The organism is Shewanella sp. P1-14-1 (genome assembly GCF_001401775.1).
GTDB lineage: Bacteria > Pseudomonadota > Gammaproteobacteria > Enterobacterales > Shewanellaceae > Shewanella > Shewanella japonica.
In genome coordinates this window covers 1-18907 of record NZ_LKTL01000016.1, presented here as the reverse complement: position 1 = coordinate 18907, position 18907 = coordinate 1, and the positions used below count along the sequence as shown (strand labels likewise).

The 18907-nt window shown below is 40.7% G+C and carries 16 protein-coding genes and 1 pseudogene; 11 read left to right on the top strand and 6 right to left on the bottom strand.

Translation table 11 applies throughout. The annotated features are described in order from the left end of the window. Nucleotides 1-59: 59 nt before the first annotated feature. Both AN944_RS12640 and AN944_RS12635 read left to right on the top strand, forming a co-directional pair. Complete coding sequence (locus tag AN944_RS12640; RefSeq protein WP_055024990.1) at nt 60-1343, top strand: DEAD/DEAH box helicase; 1284 nt, start codon at nt 60-62, stop codon at nt 1341-1343. Nucleotides 1344-1387: 44 nt separating this feature from the next. Continuing rightward, complete coding sequence (locus AN944_RS12635; RefSeq protein ID WP_055024989.1) at nt 1388-2458, top strand: GTP-binding protein; 1071 nt, start codon at nt 1388-1390, stop codon at nt 2456-2458. Between the two features lie 58 nt (nt 2459-2516). Here the strand turns inward: AN944_RS12635 and nadK are convergent, their stop codons facing one another. Then, nucleotides 2517-3395 (bottom strand): NAD(+) kinase, encoded by an 879-nt coding sequence (nadK, locus tag AN944_RS12630; RefSeq protein ID WP_055024988.1) that lies wholly within the window; start codon nt 3393-3395, stop codon nt 2517-2519. Between the two features lie 98 nt (nt 3396-3493). Between nadK and grpE the strand changes: the two genes are divergently transcribed. After that, nucleotides 3494-4111, top strand: coding sequence for a nucleotide exchange factor GrpE (grpE, locus tag AN944_RS12625; RefSeq protein ID WP_055024987.1), 618 nt, complete (start codon nt 3494-3496; stop codon nt 4109-4111). A gap of 214 nt (nt 4112-4325) precedes the next feature. Here grpE and dxs read toward each other — a convergent pair whose 3' ends face one another. Genes dxs through xseB form a run of 3 tightly spaced genes read right to left on the bottom strand, consistent with a single transcriptional unit; the run spans nt 4326 to nt 7332 of the window. Beyond that, the gene (dxs, locus tag AN944_RS12620) at nt 4326-6191 is read right to left on the bottom strand and encodes a 1-deoxy-D-xylulose-5-phosphate synthase (protein WP_055024986.1); all 1866 of its coding nucleotides are present in this window, start codon (nt 6189-6191) and stop codon (nt 4326-4328) included. Nucleotides 6192-6211: 20 nt separating this feature from the next. Then, the gene (gene ispA / locus AN944_RS12615; RefSeq protein WP_055024985.1) at nt 6212-7093 is read right to left on the bottom strand and encodes a (2E,6E)-farnesyl diphosphate synthase; all 882 of its coding nucleotides are present in this window, start codon (nt 7091-7093) and stop codon (nt 6212-6214) included. A 2-nt stretch (nt 7094-7095) separates the two neighbouring features. After that, entirely contained in the window at nt 7096-7332 is a 237-nt protein-coding gene (gene xseB / locus AN944_RS12610) for an exodeoxyribonuclease VII small subunit (protein WP_055024984.1), read from the bottom strand. 414 nt (nt 7333-7746) lie between these two features. Between xseB and pomA the strand changes: the two genes are divergently transcribed. The 3 genes from pomA to thiI all read left to right on the top strand — a co-directional run bounded on the left by pomA (nt 7747) and on the right by thiI (nt 11329). Further along, nucleotides 7747-8514 (top strand): flagellar motor protein PomA, encoded by a 768-nt coding sequence (gene pomA / locus AN944_RS12605; protein WP_055024983.1) that lies wholly within the window; start codon nt 7747-7749, stop codon nt 8512-8514. 3 nt (nt 8515-8517) lie between these two features. Beyond that, nucleotides 8518-9450 (top strand): flagellar motor protein MotB, encoded by a 933-nt coding sequence (locus AN944_RS12600; protein ID WP_055024982.1) that lies wholly within the window; start codon nt 8518-8520, stop codon nt 9448-9450. 424 nt (nt 9451-9874) lie between these two features. Beyond that, entirely contained in the window at nt 9875-11329 is a 1455-nt protein-coding gene (gene thiI, locus AN944_RS12595; RefSeq protein WP_055024981.1) for a tRNA uracil 4-sulfurtransferase ThiI, read from the top strand. Between the two features lie 172 nt (nt 11330-11501). Here thiI and AN944_RS12590 read toward each other — a convergent pair whose 3' ends face one another. After that, nucleotides 11502-11738: a hypothetical protein gene (locus AN944_RS12590; RefSeq protein WP_055024980.1), complete on the bottom strand. Its 237-nt coding sequence runs from the start codon at nt 11736-11738 to the stop codon at nt 11502-11504. 181 nt (nt 11739-11919) lie between these two features. On the opposite strand from AN944_RS12590, the gene AN944_RS12585 reads away from it, so the two are divergent. The 4 genes from AN944_RS12585 to rlmM all read left to right on the top strand — a co-directional run bounded on the left by AN944_RS12585 (nt 11920) and on the right by rlmM (nt 15413). Then, complete coding sequence (locus tag AN944_RS12585) at nt 11920-12831, top strand: transcriptional regulator GcvA (protein WP_055024979.1); 912 nt, start codon at nt 11920-11922, stop codon at nt 12829-12831. Between the two features lie 145 nt (nt 12832-12976). Then, the gene (locus AN944_RS12580) at nt 12977-13711 is read left to right on the top strand and encodes an alpha/beta family hydrolase (RefSeq protein WP_055024978.1); all 735 of its coding nucleotides are present in this window, start codon (nt 12977-12979) and stop codon (nt 13709-13711) included. Nucleotides 13712-13730: 19 nt separating this feature from the next. Next, on the top strand, nt 13731-14108 hold the full coding sequence (locus tag AN944_RS12575) for a DUF423 domain-containing protein (protein ID WP_055024977.1): 378 nt from the start codon (nt 13731-13733) through the stop codon (nt 14106-14108). Between the two features lie 213 nt (nt 14109-14321). Continuing rightward, nucleotides 14322-15413: a 23S rRNA (cytidine(2498)-2'-O)-methyltransferase RlmM gene (gene rlmM, locus AN944_RS12570; RefSeq protein ID WP_055024976.1), complete on the top strand. Its 1092-nt coding sequence runs from the start codon at nt 14322-14324 to the stop codon at nt 15411-15413. A 115-nt stretch (nt 15414-15528) separates the two neighbouring features. On the opposite strand, the gene AN944_RS12565 is transcribed toward rlmM, so the two are convergent. Further along, nucleotides 15529-16539, bottom strand: a complete 1011-nt coding sequence (locus AN944_RS12565) for an isocitrate dehydrogenase (protein ID WP_055024975.1) — start codon at nt 16537-16539, stop codon at nt 15529-15531. Nucleotides 16540-17025: 486 nt separating this feature from the next. On the opposite strand from AN944_RS12565, the pseudogene AN944_RS12560 reads away from it, so the two are divergent. Next, a pseudogene (locus AN944_RS12560) lies at nt 17026-18907 on the top strand (DPP IV N-terminal domain-containing protein); the annotation flags it as partial.

The following is an 18907-nucleotide window of genomic DNA, read 5'->3' as shown; positions in this document are numbered from 1 at the left end:
TAAATGTCATTGAGCCGCTACAATAGCGCCATTATTACTTGTGTAGATTAGAGAAAAATATGACTTTTGATTCTGTTGGCTTTTCACAGCCTATTTTAGATGCGGTTAAGGCGTGCGGCTACGACAAAATGACGCCAGTACAGCAGGTTGTGATGCCACTTGTGATTGAAGGTAAAGATGTTTTAGCAAGTGCTCAAACAGGTACAGGTAAGACTGCTGCGTTTTCGTTGCCATTATTATCATTGTTGTCGCAACAAATTGAGCAACAAGAGACTAAAACTGCTTGGCAAAGACTCCGTGTGTTAATTATGACGCCAACACGAGAGTTAGCAATCCAAATTGAGCGTAACATTGTTGATTACGCTCAATTTTTACCGTTTGAGAGCGTCGCAGTATATGGCGGGGCGAGCATTAACCCCCAACGTAAAGCGTTAAATAAAGGGGTAGACATTCTCGTTGCTACGCCTGGTAGATTATTTGACATTATTGGCCAGTACGATCTGGATTTATCTTTTGTCACTCATTTAGTGATTGATGAAGCTGACAGGATGCTTGATCTTGGTTTTGTCAAAGACATAGAGAAGGTAAAACGTTTAGTCAATCGTCAACATCAAACCATGATGTTTTCAGCAACCTATTCAGAAGATGTCAAAAGCTTAGCGGCAAAAATGCTTAAGTCACCTGAGTTTGTGCATGTGTCAAATCAAGCCACTGCCGATACGGTTTCTCAATCGGTATTTCAAGTGGACAAACGACGTAAAGCAGAGTTGTTATCAGAACTGATTGGGCGTAATAATTGGCAACAAGTAATGGTGTTTACCAGTATGAAAGAAACTGCGGAACACCTTCTTAAAGAGTTGAAATTAGACGGTATTAAAGCTGCAGTGTTTCATGGCGATAAAACTCAGGGAGCACGAAATAGAGCGTTAGAAGAATTTAAAAGCGGTAAACTGCGTGTCATGATTGCTACCGATCTTGCTGCTCGAGGCCTAGATATTGAGGCTTTACCTTTGGTGATTAACTTTGAGTTACCGCCTGAGCCTGAAGATTATGTTCACCGTATTGGTCGAACAGGGCGAGCAGGACTTGCTGGACAGGCAATTTCGTTAGTAGCTCAAAATGAAATGGAATTATTAAGTGATATTGAGTCGCTAATTCAATGCCAAATAGAAGTCCATGTTCAGCCTGGCTATGAAGCTGGCGCTCCTTTACCAGCCAGATACCGTGAAGTTGAAGCGGTTAAGCCAAAGAAATCTTTTAAACATAAAAGACCAAATGGTCATCGTGGCAATGATAAAGCCAAACCAAGTCGACAAGGTAAATATGCTAAAAAAGCTAAGTGATCATTACGGCTTTTTTAAGTACTAATTGAACAAGGAAATGTTGGGTGATCCTCAAGACTATCAAAACAAATGTAATTACGGGTTTTTTAGGCGCAGGTAAAACTAGCCTTATTTTGTCTTTACTCAAGTTAAAACCTGAAAATGAAACATGGGCCATATTAGTTAATGAGTTTGGTGAAATTGGTATTGATGCCAGTCTAATGGCTGGCACTCACTCATCCGAGCAAGTGGTGATTAAAGAAGTGGCTGGTGGTTGTTTGTGCTGTGCTGCTGGGATCCCGACTCAAGTTGCTATTAACCAACTGATTCAAATAGCCAAACCTGACAGACTTTTTATCGAGCCTACAGGTTTAGGGCATCCAGCTGAGATTTTAAAAGTATTAACCAACGAATATAACCGCGAAGTACTATCGGTCAATCAAACGGTATGTGTGGTTGATGCACGTAAAGTGCTCATTGAAGCTTATCGTGATAATGAAAATTTTAATCAGCAGCTACGCATTGCTGATATTGTTTATGCAAGTAAAGCTGATTTATATCAAGCACAAGAGTTTGAAAGCTTATCGGCACTTATTGGCCGAGTTAACCAAGAATCGATACTAATTAGCGCCAATGCTGAAAGTGCGATTAAATTGTTATTAAATGAGATTGATAAGCCACTTTTACCTCGCGCTAAATCGACAACACCAATTAAGCAATCTACTAGCTTGGGCAAAAGCACGTCATTAACACAAAGTTCAGCTTCAATATTTAAGCCTGTTTCTTCATCAGAGCCATTACCAAAGCCTGTCGAGTTTAATCAAGGTGGTTATTGGGTTAAATCTAATCAAGGTGAGGGAGCATTTAGTATTGGTTGGATTTTTGATCCTAGTTTATGCTTTGAATTTGATAAGCTTATTAGTTTCATTAATCAATTAATTGCACAGAATGTGGTACGTATTAAGGCTGTGATGATCACTGAAGAAGGGATTGCGGGTTTTAATATGTCTGATGGCAAATTATCAGTGATGGAACTGGATGATGCGATGGATTCTCGCATCGAGATAATTTCGCTACCTGCACTAAATGAAACAACCCTTACCGAGCAATTGCTCGCTTGCTTAACAGCAAATTAAATCAGTTAACACAGGGGAATATTGATGCGCCTTCTGCGCGCATCAATATTTCAGCACCTTAAAATAACTTACTGCCCCAGCCCAATTTAGCTCTTAACACATTAAAGTAATTATGCCCCTTAGGGTGAATCATTCTAAGCCTGTCTTCACTGCGGCTTATTAAAATCTCATCACCAGGCAGTACAGATAAATGCACATGCCCATCACAACTTACTTCAAGGTTTTCGCCATTATCGGGCGAGACGACTAACTTAATTGTACTGCTTGCATCCACAACAATAGGGCGACAAGATAAGGTGTGTGGAAACATTGGCACTAAAATTAATGCTTGCAGGTTAGGGGTGAGAATTGAGCCGCCAGCAGATAATGAGTACGCGGTCGAGCCTGTAGGCGTTGAGACAATCATGCCGTCAGCCCGCTGACTATACATGAATTGATCATCAATATAGACCTCAAACTGGATCATGTGCGCCACTTTACCTGGATGCAATACGGCCTCATTGACAGCGGTATTACTTGATTTGAGCATGCCATGGCGATGGACTTCTGCCTCAAGCAAAAAACGGTACTCAGTGTCATATTGTCCGTCTAACACCTTCGACAACGACGCTTCGAAGTTATCTGGAGGTAAATCAGTTAAAAAACCTAAGTTGCCACGGTTTACACCAATCACTGCAATATCAAACCTAGCTAATACTCTGGCAGCTCCAAGCATATTTCCGTCGCCGCCTACCACAATGGCTAAATCGCAACGCTCACCTAATTCTGTTAAATCAACCGATTCAATGTCGACTTTCAGTTCTGAGGCGACACGTTCTTCGGCTAAAATATCGAAACCTTGCATCGACAACCAATGATGCAAACGCTTCAGAGTAAGGTTTGTACCCTTGTGGTGTGGTTTGCCGATTAGGCCAATTGTTTGGAACTTTTTGGTCATATTAGTATTTGATTTGCTCAAAGGCTTGAAACAAAGAAATTGATCCCCATAATATGCCCATAGTAATCAGAAACAAAGCATTTTTAGCTGGAGTGAAAATGAGCAACGAGTCAAATAAAGCAGATCAAGACGTTATTGATGCAGCTGAAACCACTGAAATCGAAACAGAAGTTGAAACTGAAGCAACACAAGAAGTTGATGAGTTAACTCAAGCTAACCTTAGAATTGAAGAGTTAGAACAACATCTTGCGGCATCTGAAGCAGCATTAGCTGAACGTAAAGATGTAGAAATTCGTGCGGCAGCAGAAACAGCAAATATCCGTACTCGTGCGGCTAAAGATGTTGAAAAAGCACGTGCATTCGCTTTAGAGAAGTTTGTAAACGAACTGCTACCTGTGTTGGACAACATGGAGCGTGCGTTAACAGGTGTTAATCCTGAAGATGAAGCGACTAAAGCTATCGTTGAAGGTGTTGAATTAACCATGAAAGGTTTCTTAGGTTCAGTAGAGAAATTCGGAGTGGTACAAGTTAACCCAATCGGCGAAGCATTTAACCCAGAACATCACCAAGCAATTGGTATGCAACCTAGCGCAGAATATCCAAAAGACACTGTCATGTTGGTTATGCAGAAGGGTTATACCTTAAATTCACGCTTACTCCGTCCAGCTATGGTTATGGTTTCTCAAGGTGGCCCAAGCGTAGATACTCAAGCATAGATACTCAAGCATAGATACTTAAGTGCAGAGACTAAAGCGCAGATACTCAAACGAATAGGCTCACACGAAGAGACTATTCAAGCATTAAAACAGCGATTAAGTATCATAAAAAAAGGACTGCAATTGCAGTCCTTTTTTATGTCTCTTTATCGCCATTTAAATAAAATACTCGCTTCAACCGTTTAACAGACGAGGCAATCAAACAAGAAGTAAGTTAATCTAAATAGGCATTGATTTGAGCGAGTACACCTTCACCATCGAGTTTTAATTCTTTAATTATCTCATCGGGTGCGCCGTGCTTAATGAATTCATCAGGTAAACCAATTTGTAAAACAGGCTTAATGATTTTCATTTTTTGCAACGCTTCAATAACACCGCTACCAGCACCGCCCATAATGGCGTTTTCTTCTAATGTCACGATCACATCATGGCTAGTGGCCAATTCAGCCAGTAAAGCTTCATCGAGTGGCTTAACAAAGCGCATATCAGCAACGGTAGCGTCAAGTGCTTCGCCAGCTTCTAAACCTGCGGCCAATGTCGTACCAAAATTAACAATGGCAATTCGTTTGCCTTGACGTTTTATCAAGCCTTTACCAATTGGCAGAGCAGTCATAACTTCAGTTTGCTCAATGCCAGTAGCACTCCCACGAGGGTATCGAACCGCGGTAGGACCGTCTTTATAGCAATAACCTGTATAAAGCATTTGGCGGCACTCATCTTCGTCAGATGGTGCCATTATGACCATATTAGGTACGCAACGTAAAAAACTTAAGTCAAATGCACCTTGGTGTGTAGGACCATCGGCACCCACAATACCACCGCGGTCTATGGCAAATAGTACTGGCAGTTTTTGTAAGGCGACGTCATGAATGATTTGATCGTAGCCACGTTGTAAGAAGGTTGAGTAAATTGCCACAACCGCATTGAACCCTTCACACGCAAAACCAGCCCCGAGGGTGACAGCATGTTGTTCTGCAATGGCGGCATCAAAGTACTGTTTAGGGAATTTTTGCGAAAACTCAACCATTCCTGAACCTTCACGCATTGCAGGCGTAATCGCTAAAAGCTTCTCATCTTCTTTGGCAACATCGCATAACCATTTACCAAACACTTGCGAGAAGGTTGGTGAGCTTGGTTTCGCTTTAGGCTTTCTAAATTGAGTGTGATCAAATTTAGGGACCGCATGCCAGCCGATAGGATCTTTTTCTGCAGGTTCATAACCACGACCTTTCTTGGTCATGATATGAAGAATTTGTGGACCTTTAAGGTCACGCATATTGCGCAATGTTTCGACTAACGAATCTACATCATGACCATCGATAGGGCCGATGTAGTTGAATCCAAGTTCTTCGAATAGTGTTCCAGGCACAACCATGCCTTTAAGATGCTCTTCGGTGCGCTTTGCCATTTCTTTAATGACCGGCATACCTTTGAGGACTTTTTTACTGCCTTCACGGATCGTGGTGTAAAAGCGGCCCGACATTAATTGTGCCAGGTGGTTGTTGAGTGCTCCGACGTTTTCAGAAATTGACATCTCGTTGTCATTTAGCACAACTAACATGTCATTGTGTAAATCACCGGCGTGGTTCATGGCTTCAAACACCATGCCGCCTGTCATAGCACCATCACCAATAACGGCAACAACTTTACGATCTTTTTGTTCTTTTTCAGCTGCAACTGCCATCGCTAAAGCAGCACTAACTGACGTGCCAGAGTGACCAACACTGAACGTATCGTATTCACTTTCTTCACGCCATGGGAACGGGTGCAAACCATTCTTTTGACGAATAGTATGCATTTGTTCACGACGACCAGTTAAAATTTTGTGCGGGTAAGCTTGATGACCAACGTCCCAAACTAAACGATCGAATGGCGTGTTATAGACGTAATGAAGCGCCACGGTCAATTCGACTGTGCCTAAGCCTGATGCAAAATGGCCACTGGAATTACTTACTGATTTTAGTAAGAATTGTCTTAACTCATCAGACAGCTGTGGCAGCATACCTTGCGGTAGCTTTTTTAAATCTTCAGGCGTATTAGCTTGTGCTAACACTGGAAATTGAGAATTATCGAAACTCATAATGAGATAAACTGTCTCTTTTATAATCTTCGCGCAATGATATAGCGGGCGAAGTCTGCAATTAACTGGCTATTGTAGGTCAATTTAGCCAGCGCTGAAAGTGCATCGTTAATTAGTTTTTCGGCGCATTCATTAGCACCGTCAAGTCCAAGTAAGCTCGGAAAAGTGCTTTTGTTGGCTTCTTCGTCACTGCCTTGTGGTTTACCAAGCTCTTCGGTGCTGGCAGTGATATCTAAAATGTCATCTTGAACTTGAAAAGCTAAACCAATATTTTCGGCGAATTCTCTGATGATTTGCTGCTCTGTGTCAGAGGCATTAGCGGCAATTAACGCTAATTCTGCGGCGCAACTTATTAACGCACCAGTTTTTTTGTTATGTAATTGGGTCAGCTTTTCAATATTAATACGTGTATCTGTCGAACTCAGATCAATTGCTTGTCCGCCACACATACCACTATAGCCTGAGGCTTTAGCTAGTGCCGTTACCATTGCCAATTGTTGCTGTGGATTGATCCCTTCGACTGGCTGACAAATGAGCTCAAATGCCAGTGTTTGTAGTGCATCACCTGCTAATATCGCCGTTGCTTCATCAAAAGCAATATGTACCGTTGGTTGGCCACGGCGAAGCGCATCATCATCCATAGCGGGTAAATCGTCATGGATTAATGAGTAAGCATGGACGCATTCAATGGCCGCTGCGGCATTATCGAGTATGCGACTATCAGCACCAAGCATTTCACCGATACTGTATACCATAAATGGACGAATACGCTTGCCGCCAAGTAAAGCACCATGAATCATCGCAGCTTTTAATTGGGGAGCATTGTCATCAAGTTCATTTAGTTTTGCTTCAAGAACTCGATTGACACGTTGTTGATATTTTTCAATAGCTTGGTCTAACACGCTTATTCGCCTTCAACGGTAAATGGGGTCAGATTCGTATCATCTTCATCAAGTAGGATAGATACTTTTTGTTGGGCTTGTTCAAGCTTAGATTGGCTTTGACGTACAAGCTTAATTCCGCGCTCGAATTGTTTGAGGGCATTGTCTAGTGTGACTTCACCTTGCTCAAGATCTGCGACGATGTTTTCAAGCTCCGATAACGATTCTTCAAAACTTAGATTCTCAGGTTTTTTAGCCACAATTATGATTCCTTCTGATTTGCGGATGACAAGGTATATCAGGGCGACCTAAGGGTCAAATTCAGTCGTTGTTTATTTGCTCAATAGCACGCTTTAAGACTGAAAATTTATACAATTAGTAAAAAATCTCTAAACTTGGGCTAAGTTTGACCGATAACTATAACGAAAGCCAGTTTCCTTCATTCGCATTCATTTAATTGATGGCCCACTTGTAAATAGTGACCTAATAATTGATGAATTTTTTAGCACTGGCCGTTATTTTATAATCGAATGCTGTTTTTTCAGTGTTTTTTGATATTTGAACTATTATCCCTGTTGCACAGGGTGTTACATTGATACTGAAAAGATAAGTGCTGCGTTGGTAGTGATTTATCAGCTAAGGCAGCATTTTAAGACTGCAATCAAGGAGACATTGTGGATTTAGCAACCCTAATCGGTTTGATAGGCGCATTTGCATTTATTATTGGGTCAATGGTCAGCAGTGGTGGTATTTCCATCTTTGTTGATGTGCCGTCGATTATGATCGTATTTATCGGTTCATTGTTTGTGGTCATGATGAAGTACAATTTAAAGCAGTTTCTTGGCGCTGTTAAAATTGGTGCTAAAGCTTTTATGTTCAAAATTGACAAGCCAGAAGATCTCATCGAGCAATCAGTCAATATGGCAGATGCCGCTCGTAAAGGTGGTTTCTTAGCTTTAGAAGAAGCGCAAATCACCAACAGTTTTATGCAAAAAGCAGTTGATATGCTGGTTGATGGTCACGATGGCGATGTCGTACGAGAAGCCTTAGAAAAAGACATAGCCTTGACCGAAGAACGTCATAAAACCGGTATCGGCATTTTTAAATCTTTAGGTGATGTAGCACCTGCAATGGGGATGATCGGTACCTTGATTGGTTTGGTTGCCATGTTATCAAATATGGATGACCCGAAATCTATTGGACCATCGATGGCTGTGGCATTATTAACCACACTTTACGGTGCAATCATTGCCAACATGATTGCTATTCCAATCGCGGATAAATTGCAGTTAAGAATGAGTGAAGAACTCCTCAATCGTAATTTAATCATGGATGCTGTATTAGCGATTCAAGATGGTCAGAATCCACGTGTAATTGAAGGATTTTTGAAAAACTACTTAGCTGAAAAACAACGTCAAATCGATACCACGGACGGAGAGTAACTCATGGCCAAAAAAGCCAAGTGTAATTGTCCGCCACCTGGCGCCCCTTTATGGCTAGCGACATTTGCTGATTTAATGTCGCTGCTAATGTGTTTCTTTGTACTGTTATTGGCTTTTTCCGAAATGGATGTGATGAAGTTCAAGCAAATTGCCGGTTCAATGAAATACGCCTTCGGGGTGCAAAATAAAGTCGAAGTGAAAGATATTCCCAAAGGTACCTCTGTGATTGCGCTGGAGTTTCGCCCAGGCAAGCCCGATCCTACCCCGATCGAAATTATTAACCAGCAAACCAACGAGATGACTCAACAAACGATTGAGTATCAAGCAGGTGAGGATGCCAGTGCTGGCGGCGTTCAAAAGCAACAAGGTGAAAACCGAGGCGGCAATTCTTCTGCTACTGCGCAGCAACAAGCTCAAGCTCAGCAATCTCAAGCTTCATCAGAACAAGAGAATATTAACGATCAAGTTAAGAAAATGGCTGAAAAACTCAATGAAGAGATTGTTGATGGTGCCATAGAAATTGAATCATTAGGTCAGCAAATTATTATTCGAATTCGTGAAAAAGGCTCCTTTGCTTCGGGATCTGGTTTTCTACAACCTCGTTTTAAGCCTGTGGTTCGTTCAATTGGTGAGTTATTAAAAGATGTCCCTGGTATTGTCACGGTTTCGGGGCATACAGACGGAATGCATATTAGTAATGAGCTTTATAGCTCTAACTGGGACTTGTCTAGTAAACGTGCTGTTGCTGTCGCCCATGAGCTAGCAAAAGTGAAAGGGTTTGATGAAGCGAGAATGCAAGTGGTTGGTATGGCATCAAATGCCCCGTTAGTACCCAATGACTCTAACCAAAATCGCAGTCGTAATCGTCGAGTGGAAATTGCCATTGAGCAAGGTAAAGCTAAAGAGTCAGATGAAATTGAGGTTATGTCGCCATAGATTTTGCGCCATAGGTTTTTTGTACCATAGTTTTTTAACCAAAGTTTTTAGCGACATACAATGGCTTAATAATAACCTATGGTTGGATTATCATCAGTGGCGTTTTTGTTAAGTTTGTTGTTTTGATTATTGTTTTTATGGTGAGTTATCAAGCCGTTTTAGTATCAGATTAATTCTGTTATTACTGCGGCTTTTTTATTGGCCTGAAGCCTGATAAATCAATAAGCCTGCGCTCAAATCTGGTGATTTATTGTGTTTGGTAAATAGACAATTTTTGTTATAATCCCGCCTTTAATGGCTGGTTGCTTTTCTAGCCATCATTTTTAAGCCTTTTTACATATTAAATTTTGATATATTTTTGTTTTATATCATTGGTTTAGTTTGCTAGTAAGGTAATACCGAAACAGAAGCCCGCGGAAATCCAATGAAGTTTATCGTAAAGCTATACCCAGAAATCATGATGAAAAGTAAAACAGTGAGAATGCGTTTTACTAAAATCCTTGAAACAAACATTCGCAATGTACTTAAAAAAGTTGATGATGATGTAAAAGTGCAACGCCAATGGGATCGTATCATGATCCATGTAGCGAGCGATGAACAAGCAAGAATTGATGCGATTTCAGCTAGATTAGAATGTATCCCTGGTATTGCTCATGTGATTCAAGTTGATGAATACTCATTTGAGTCAATTGATGACATTTACCAGCAAGTTTTGCCTGTATATAAAGATGAACTAGCAGGTAAAACCTTCTGTGTACGTGTTAAGCGAACAGGTAAACATGATTTCAATTCAATTGAAGTCGAACGTTATGTCGGTGGTGGTTTAAACCAGCACACTGACGCTGTTGGCGTGAAGTTAAAAAATCCTGATATGACAGTGAATCTTGAGATTGATCATGAAAAGCTATACATGGTTGTACGTCGTATTGAAGGTCTAGGTGGCTTCCCTATGGCCACTCAAGAAGATGTGTTATCACTTATTTCGGGTGGTTTTGATTCTGGTGTTTCTAGCTATCAGTTTATCAAAAAGGGCGCACGTACACATTACTGTTTCTTTAACTTAGGTGGCGCTCAACATGAGATTGGCGTTAAACAAGTTGCTTACCACTTATGGCAAAAGTATGGAGAATCTCATAAAGTTCGCTTTATCACAGTGCCTTTTGAGCCTGTTGTAGAAGAGATCCTTGAGAAAATCGACAATGGTCAAATGGGCGTTATTTTAAAGCGTGTGATGATGCGTGCGGCCACTAAAATTGCAGAGAAGTACGGTATTCAAGCACTAGTTACAGGTGAAAGTCTCGGTCAAGTTTCAAGTCAAACCTTGACTAACCTCAATGTAATCGACCGTTGCACCGATTTATTGATTCTGCGTCCACTGATCACCATGGATAAGCAAGATATCATTAATGAAAGCCGTAAAATTGGCACTGAAGATTTTGCTAAAGCTATTCCTGAATATTGTGGTGTGATTTCACAGAAACCAACAGTGAAAGCCATTTTATCTAAAATTGAAGCTGAAGAATTGAAGTTTTCAGAAGATCTTGTCGATAGAGTCGTTAATGACGCTGTCGTGATTGATATCAAGCAAATTGCAGAAAAGGTCGAAACAACGGTAAGTGAAACTGAAACAGTCGCTGCAATCGATAACGACGAAGTGGTTATTGATATTCGTGCTCAAGATGAAGAAGAGCAAAATCCGCTAAAAATAGATGATACAGAAATATTGAAGATCCCTTTCTTCAAACTAGCCACTCAATTTGCAGACTTAAGTAAAGAAAAAACTTACCTATTGTATTGCGATCGTGGTGTGATGAGTAAATTACAAGCTCTGTATTTAACTGAGCAAGGCTACACTAACGTTAAGGTTTACCGTCCTTAATTGATTCGTCGATTCGAATTATTCGGATAAACTATGTTAATGCTAAATAGCCATTAGATTAATTCTAGTGGCTATTTTTTTACCTGAAATAGCTGTGAATATTGAATATAAAAAAACCGCATTACCAATAAAATGGTTAATGCGGTTTTTTTGAAACGGTTTTTACAGTAAATTAATCAGCAATACGTGTTTCAGCCGTTTTGATTGTCGCTTTGTCTTCTTTCTCTTCGGTTAGCGTGTTTTTCACGTTAACATCGATGTTGTTTTGCATTTCATTCATGCTTTGCTCAAGTTCAGCATTAATTGATGCTTGAAGGTCGCTGATATCAATTGTGGTATCATTTGCTGTAGCCATAAATGCACATGAAGAGAGTAAAGCAGCTGTTGCTAACGTTGTTAAGTTAAACATAAAGGGTCGCCTCCGAGGTGACAAATCACACTGTCGGACACTCCCTTATTACCTGGTAGAGATTGTCCAACTCACTAAATTTCAATGGTTATAATTTAAACGAACACAGTGTTCTTTACAAACGACAAAAAATAACGATAATCATTAGAAAAACTAATTAAAAAACGAGAGATTGATCACTATGTCGAGAAGATTGCCACCTTTGAATGCAGTCAAAGCATTCGAGGCTGCTGCGAGGCACTTAAGTTTTACTCGAGCGGCAGAAGAGCTATTTGTCACGCAAGCAGCAGTCAGTCACCAGATAAAAGCACTGGAAGATTTTTTGGGCTTAAAACTATTTCGACGCAAAAATCGCTCGCTATTATTGACTGAAGAAGGTCAAAGCTACTTCCTCGATATCAAAGATATTTTTATCCAATTAGGCGAATCTACCGATAGGCTATTAGCCAGAAGCGCGATTGGTTCGTTAACGGTAAGCATGTCACCAAGCTTTGCAATTCAATGGCTTGTGCCAAGACTTGCAAAGTTTAGTGAGAAAAACCCAGACATTGATGTGCGAATTAAAGCTGTAGATAGCGAGGTCGACTCATTGACTGATGATGTCGATGTCGCTATTTATTATGGTCAAGGTAATTGGCCTGGGCTACGTGCAGATAAACTTCGTAATGAAGTGTTAATTCCTGTTTGTTCACCGCTGTTATTGAGCGGTCCTAAGCCTCTTGAAAAACCCAGCGATTTAAAAAATCACACCTTATTACACGACTCGAGTCGTCAAGATTGGCAGGCTTGGTTTAGACAATGCGGGATTAGTGAAATTAATGTTAATTCTGGTCCTATCTTCAGCCATTCATCATTAGTATTGCAAGCTGCGGCTCATGGTCAAGGTGTGGCATTGGGGTATAGCGTATTGGCAAGGCCTGATATTAAAGCCGGTCGACTTGTGTGTCCGTTCTCGGAAGTATTAGTCAGTAAAGACGCTTATTACCTTGTGTGTCAGCAGAGCCACTCAGAGCTCGGAAAAGTGGCAGCTTTCAGAGAATGGATGGTAGATATGTTTGCTGAAGAGTCACGCAGTGAGCTATTAGCTGGTTAGATAAATAAGTCGTTACTTTCTAGAAGTGATTTATTACTTGCTGTGCTTAAGCTGCACGAAACTATGAGGCGTTTAAAGCAAAGTGTTGCTAAGAGGCCTCAACTTACCATTCAACAATTATTCATCAATAAGTGAACCCCAATCAATGACAGATAAGTTGTGCTCTAGTGAAATCAATGGTCAAGCAATAGAATATATTTTACAAGGTGAGCAGAGCAAAACCTTAGTGGTTTTTGCTCATGGTGCTGGCGCTAATATGCATCATGAGTTTATGGAGGCTGTGGCAACTGGACTGAGCCAAACTGGCGTTCAAGTGTTACGTTTTAACTTTTTGTATATGCAAGCCAACATGCAAGATGGCAAACGCAGACCTCCAGATAGGGCGCCAAAACTACTCAATCATTTTCAACAAGTATTGCAGCAAGTACTAGCGCAAAATAAACAGCAAACCTTAGCGGTTGAGAATATCATTTTGATGGGGAAATCTATGGGGGGCAGAATGTCGGCCACATTGATGACGCCAGAGTTAGGTGAAATGGCGAAGGTCGAACTTGTACCTGAATTTTCTGAGTTCGCTAAATTGATCAAAGGCGTGATTTGCCTTGGTTATCCTTTTGTTCCATTAAAAGGTGGAGAACCTAGGTTAGCACCAGTCAATGATTGCACTGTACCGTTATTAGTTATGCAAGGAGAGCGGGACAAATTTGGCGGTAAAGAAGAACTCCCGCAATGGCCTTTAAACAAGTCGATTGAAATACAGTGGATTAAGGATGGCGATCATAGTTTTAAACCACGGAAGTCGTCAGGGACCACATTAGAGGCTAATCTGCAAACTTGTATTCAACAATGTCAGCATTTCATTAATGCACATATAAATTGATCATTTAAAGGCAATCATGATGAAAAAAGGTTTACTACTTTTAGCAGCGCTAAATGGTTTTTTAGCCGTTGCGCTTGGCGCATTTGGTGCACACGGATTAAAAAATATTGCCTCACCAGAGTTAATTGCCATTTTTAATTTAGGCGTTGATTATCACTTTTATCATACCTTTGCGATTATCGCTGTTGCGTTTGCAGGCCATTGGATCTCGTCAAAGTTACTTGATTGGGCTGGGTATCTGTTTTTTATCGGCATCTTACTGTTTTCTGGTTCATTGTATCTTTATGCCTTTACTGGGGCTAAGTGGATCGGACCAATAACTCCAATGGGTGGTGGATGCATGTTAATCGGTTGGATATTATTTGCAGTTGCCATTGCTAAGTATCAGAAAGATTAATGAGTTAACCTACTGAAAAGCCATATGAGTTTATTAAAAGCAGCTGAAACATCGTTTTAGCTGCTTTTTTAGTTTCTGTATTTCTCGTTTCATTTCACACAGAATTATGAATTTTGCGTATAATGCAGCCCAGCAAACTATTTTTAATCACAAGCACTGACGTCATTATTCTAATGGAACGTACAGTCTCGTTATCGACACCAAAGGTTCATCATGAAAAACCTATTTTTATTCTGCCGTGCAGGCTATGAGAAAGATTGCGCAGCAGAAATTCAACAGCGTGCAGCTGAATTGAATATTGGTGGTTTTGTAAAAACCAATACCAATGATGCTTATGTTATTTTCCAAAGCTTTGAAGAAGATGGTGGTGAACAACTAGCAAAAAGAATTGAGCTCAACTCTTTGGTGTTCGCGCGACAAATGTTTGCGGCAAATGATTTACTAAAAGATTTGCCTGAATCAGACCGTGTCTCTCCAATTGTTGCAGCTTTAGCGGAAGTGTCAAAAGCGGGAGAGTTACGTGTTGAAACGCCGGATACTAATGAAGCGAAGGAATTATCGGGTTTTTGTCGTAAGTTTACCGTGCCACTAAGGCAAGGTTTGAAAAAGTCAGGCTCATTGCTTGCTCAAGAAAATGACAAAAGACCCATTATTCACGTTTGTTTTGTTGGGCCAGGTCAAGCGTACGTTGGTTACTCACTAACTAATAATAGCTCGCCTCATTTTATGGGGATCCCACGTCTTAAAATGGCGGCTGATGCACCTAGCCGGTCAAGTTTGAAATTAGACGAAGCATTTGGGCACTTCTTAACAAAAGAAGAACAAGAACAGCGTTGTCGCTCAGGTCTTCATTCTGTTGATTTAGGGGCATGTCCTGGCGGTTGGACCTATCAGCTCGTTCGCCGCGGTATGTTTGTCGCCGCTGTTGATAATGGTCCTATGGATCAAAAGTTGATGGATACAGGTCAGGTTCGTCACTACCGTGCTGATGGTTTCCGTTTTGAGCCACCGCGAAAGAACATCTATTGGTTGGTGTGTGACATGGTTGAGAAGCCTTCACGGGTTGCAGAGCTTATGGAAGCATGGGCGATAAATGGTTGGTTTAAAGAAGCTATTTTTAACCTTAAGCTACCAATGAAAAGCCGTTATAAAGAGGTGAGACAAATCCTCGATACCATGGCTGAGATTTTAAAAGAAAACGAAATCGAAGATTTTAAAATCCAATGTAAGCATCTTTATCATGACCGTGATGAAGTGACAGTGCATTTATGGGTTAAACCAAATACACCATGGAACTTTAATTAATCCTTGAAGCGATATTGGCATTGTTTTGTGATGTTTATTGTTTCAGCTATAAAAAAGCCCTTAGTGAATCTCACTAAGGGCTTTTTATTATCAATTTAGCTTAATAATGCAAAGATTAGCCTAAACGGTCAATAACGGCTTGAGTGAAGTCAGTCGTACCGTGTGTACCACCTAAATCGCGAGTCGTACGGTCGCCTTCTTCGATCACTGCAGATACTGCACTGCGGATCATTTCAGCTTTATCAGCCATACCTAGATACTCAAGCATTTGGATAGATGCAAGAATAACTGAAGTTGGGTTTGCTAAGTTTTTACCCGCAATATCAGGTGCACTGCCATGTACGGCTTCAAAAATCGCAGCGTCGCTACCGATGTTAGCACCTGGTGCCATACCTAAACCGCCCACTAAACCTGCACATAAGTCAGATAAAATGTCACCGAATAAGTTAGTTGTTACCAATACATCGAAATTTTCTGGATTCATGACCAACTTCATACATGTTGCATCAACAATCATTTCTTCTGTTTCGATATCAGGGTAACGCTGGCTTACTTCACGAGCCACTTTCAAGAATAAACCTGAAGTCGACTTCATGATGTTTGCTTTGTGAACAATCGTTACTTTTTTACGGTTTTCTTTACGAGCAAGCTCATAAGCGAAAGTGGTAATTTGTTCAGCACCTTGGCGAGTAATGATACTAGTTGCTTCTGCAGTAGCACCATCTTCAGATACTTTTTGGCCTAAACCAGAGTACATACCTTCGGTGTTTTCACGAACGGTGATGATATCAATATTGTCGTAACGTGCTTGAGTACCTTTAAACGAAAGCACTGGACGTACGTTTGCGTATAAACTGAACTTTTTACGCAAGCTAACATTGATAGAAGTAAAGCCTTCACCCACTGGAGTGGTTAATGGACCTTTAAGAGTGATACGGTTTTTTTCAATAAGGTCTAAGGTACGCTGAGGTACTAATTCACCTTGTTTTTCTAAAGCGGCTAAACCGGCGTCTGCAAATTCATATTCAAAGTCGCAACCAGCTTTGTCGAGAATCTTTAAAGCGGAATCGATAATGCTTGGTCCAATCCCGTCACCTGGGATTACGGTTATAGTACGTTTTGGCATGGATAGTCCTTCCACCTAGTAGTTACTGCATTTCTCTGTTCACGTTAACAAGCTTGTAACAGAACGATTTACTAACGTTTTAATGCGCCGCATTTTAACGAATTTAGAATTTTTTTTACAGGATTTAGTGAGTTTAATCACATATTTTTTGTATTTTTTAAGTTAATCCTCAGCTGATTGCTTTAATATATTCACAATAGCGTAAATTTAAGATTCAATTAGCGTCATAAATACACTTTACATGTTGCAAAAAGGTTGGCGCGGCAATGATTTTACCTGAGTAGCTTAGGTAGATAAGAATATTTTTACAGACGACTTTGGTCTAACAGGTTAAAAATGCACCAGTAAATAGCTGGATGGTTTACCTCAACATCACTCAAGTCGATTAAATGTTAGCTCGTATTCATTGCGTATGTGTCAAAGCGCTTGATTGAATAAAGATCCATTTGTTTAATTGCTCGATAATAATAACTCACGAGGATGACTTTGAAGTTACATACATTTCTCCCACTGACGTTACTCGCCGCGTCCGTTGCAGTAAACGCTGCGCAGCAGCCAAAAACGTTAAGCTTAAATGACATCATGCATTTTGAAACCCTGCAACAGCCTGTTATTTCTGATAATGGTCGTGTTATTGCGGTTGAAGCGATGCCTGATCGAGGCGACAGTCGCGCCTTAGTGAATATTGCCGCGACTCAAAAACAGTACGTTATTGATGGTGGTTCGGCACTTCAGCTTAATAGCCAAGGGTCTTTTGCAATAGCGAAAATTGAGCCGAGTTTATTATCTGCAGAGACCCTCAAAAAGTCTGAGCTTCATAGTGGTTTGGTATTGTTAAATACCAGCACTGGAGAACAACAGCAGTTTGAAAAGGTAAAACACGCAGAATTTAGCCCTAATGGTGAGTTTGTCGCGATATGGTTTGAAGCTGAAGAATCCGAAGAGGCTGATAAGGAGGCGGATAAAGACGATAAAGCCAAAGTTGATGAGAAAGACACTGGCAGTAAAATCAAACTTATTCATCTAGCTGATAATAATGCTCATGAGTTTGAGCATGTGACACAGTTTGCTTTTGACAGAGTCGGTAAAAACTTTGTTGTTGCGAGCAACGATATCAATAATCAGCGCCACACCATTAAAAAAGTTAATTTAATCAATAATACCTTAAACCAACTACACCAAAGCCAAACTCAACAATTTGGAGAGTTAAGCGTATCTGACGACGGATTATGGCTTGCGTTTACCAGTGGTGATGCCGCCGTTAAGCGAGATGAACGTGAGTATCAGTTATCTATTATTGATTTGAAAAATAGCCAGGTTAAGCCAACGCCTACAACGGATGAATGGACACTTAATCAATATTCAAAAATCTTCTTCTCAGAAGATAGTTTGCGGTTATTTGTAGGTCGAGTACCACAGGTTGATAAAGTGGTTTCTTTACCTGAAATAAAACAGCAAGCTGATTTGTTTGATACTGAAGTCGTAACCGGCTTACGAAACCTGAAAGTATGGCACGGGGATGATCCTAAAATTAAGCCCCATGAAGTCAAACAATACAGTAAAGAATTACAACGTACTTACTTAGCTGTTCTTCACGTCAATGCCAACCGTATTGTGCAACTAGCAGATAAAGATGTACCAAATGTGCAATATGGTGAGCAAAAACGATATCTATTGGCCACATCAGATGTGCCTTATCAAAAAATGATCACTTGGGCTGGTTTTTATCAAGATGTGTATTTAGTGGACTTAAATACAGGCCGAAAGCAGCAGCTTTTAACCCAGCACCCAACGAATGAAATGCCGACGCTATCACCTAATGCGAGATTTGTGGCTTATTATCAGCAAGGTCAGCTCTTTCTCTATGACATTGCAGGAGTAAGAAGGCATACCATCTCTAAAGACATTAGCGTGAGCTTTGCCAATGAAGATCATGACTACCCAGGTAATGCACCGAGTTATGGCTTTGGCCCTTGGTTAGCTGATGGTTCAGGTATTATTGCTTACGACAAGTATGATGCTTGGCAATTTAGCAGTGCATCATTCGATGGCTTTATGCTGACGGCCGGTGAGGGGCGTAAAACCAGTACGCAAATGAGAATTGAAGGGTTGTATGAAGACAAGAATGTCCCAGCAACGATAGCACAGCATCAAACGGTATTGGTGCATGGTTACAACGAAAAAACCAAAGCGGATAGCTTATACAGTGCCGTTGTAGGTGTGCCTGGGTTAACAACCTTGATGGAAACCGATGCGAAAGTGAAAGTGCTAGCAAAAAGTAAAAATGCTGACACTATCGTGTATTCAAAAGAGCGTTATGATCTTTATCCTGATCTTTACACCGCTGATATTGCAGCACCGCAAGATG

Excerpts from the sequence above, each read along its gene's own strand:
- AN944_RS12640 (WP_055024990.1), top strand. The coding sequence starts at position 60 with ATGACTTTTGATTCTGTTGGCTTTTCACAGCCTATTTTAGATGCGGTT.
- nadK (WP_055024988.1), bottom strand. The coding sequence starts at position 3,395 with ATGACCAAAAAGTTCCAAACAATTGGCCTAATCGGCAAACCACACCAC.
- grpE (WP_055024987.1), top strand. The coding sequence starts at position 3,494 with ATGAGCAACGAGTCAAATAAAGCAGATCAAGACGTTATTGATGCAGCT.
- dxs (WP_055024986.1), bottom strand. The coding sequence starts at position 6,191 with ATGAGTTTCGATAATTCTCAATTTCCAGTGTTAGCACAAGCTAATACG.
- AN944_RS12600 (WP_055024982.1), top strand. The coding sequence starts at position 8,518 with ATGGCCAAAAAAGCCAAGTGTAATTGTCCGCCACCTGGCGCCCCTTTA.
- thiI (WP_055024981.1), top strand. The coding sequence starts at position 9,875 with ATGAAGTTTATCGTAAAGCTATACCCAGAAATCATGATGAAAAGTAAA.
- AN944_RS12590 (WP_055024980.1), bottom strand. The coding sequence starts at position 11,738 with ATGTTTAACTTAACAACGTTAGCAACAGCTGCTTTACTCTCTTCATGT.
- AN944_RS12585 (WP_055024979.1), top strand. The coding sequence starts at position 11,920 with ATGTCGAGAAGATTGCCACCTTTGAATGCAGTCAAAGCATTCGAGGCT.
- AN944_RS12580 (WP_055024978.1), top strand. The coding sequence starts at position 12,977 with ATGACAGATAAGTTGTGCTCTAGTGAAATCAATGGTCAAGCAATAGAA.
- AN944_RS12575 (WP_055024977.1), top strand. The coding sequence starts at position 13,731 with ATGAAAAAAGGTTTACTACTTTTAGCAGCGCTAAATGGTTTTTTAGCC.
- rlmM (WP_055024976.1), top strand. The coding sequence starts at position 14,322 with ATGAAAAACCTATTTTTATTCTGCCGTGCAGGCTATGAGAAAGATTGC.
- AN944_RS12565 (WP_055024975.1), bottom strand. The coding sequence starts at position 16,539 with ATGCCAAAACGTACTATAACCGTAATCCCAGGTGACGGGATTGGACCA.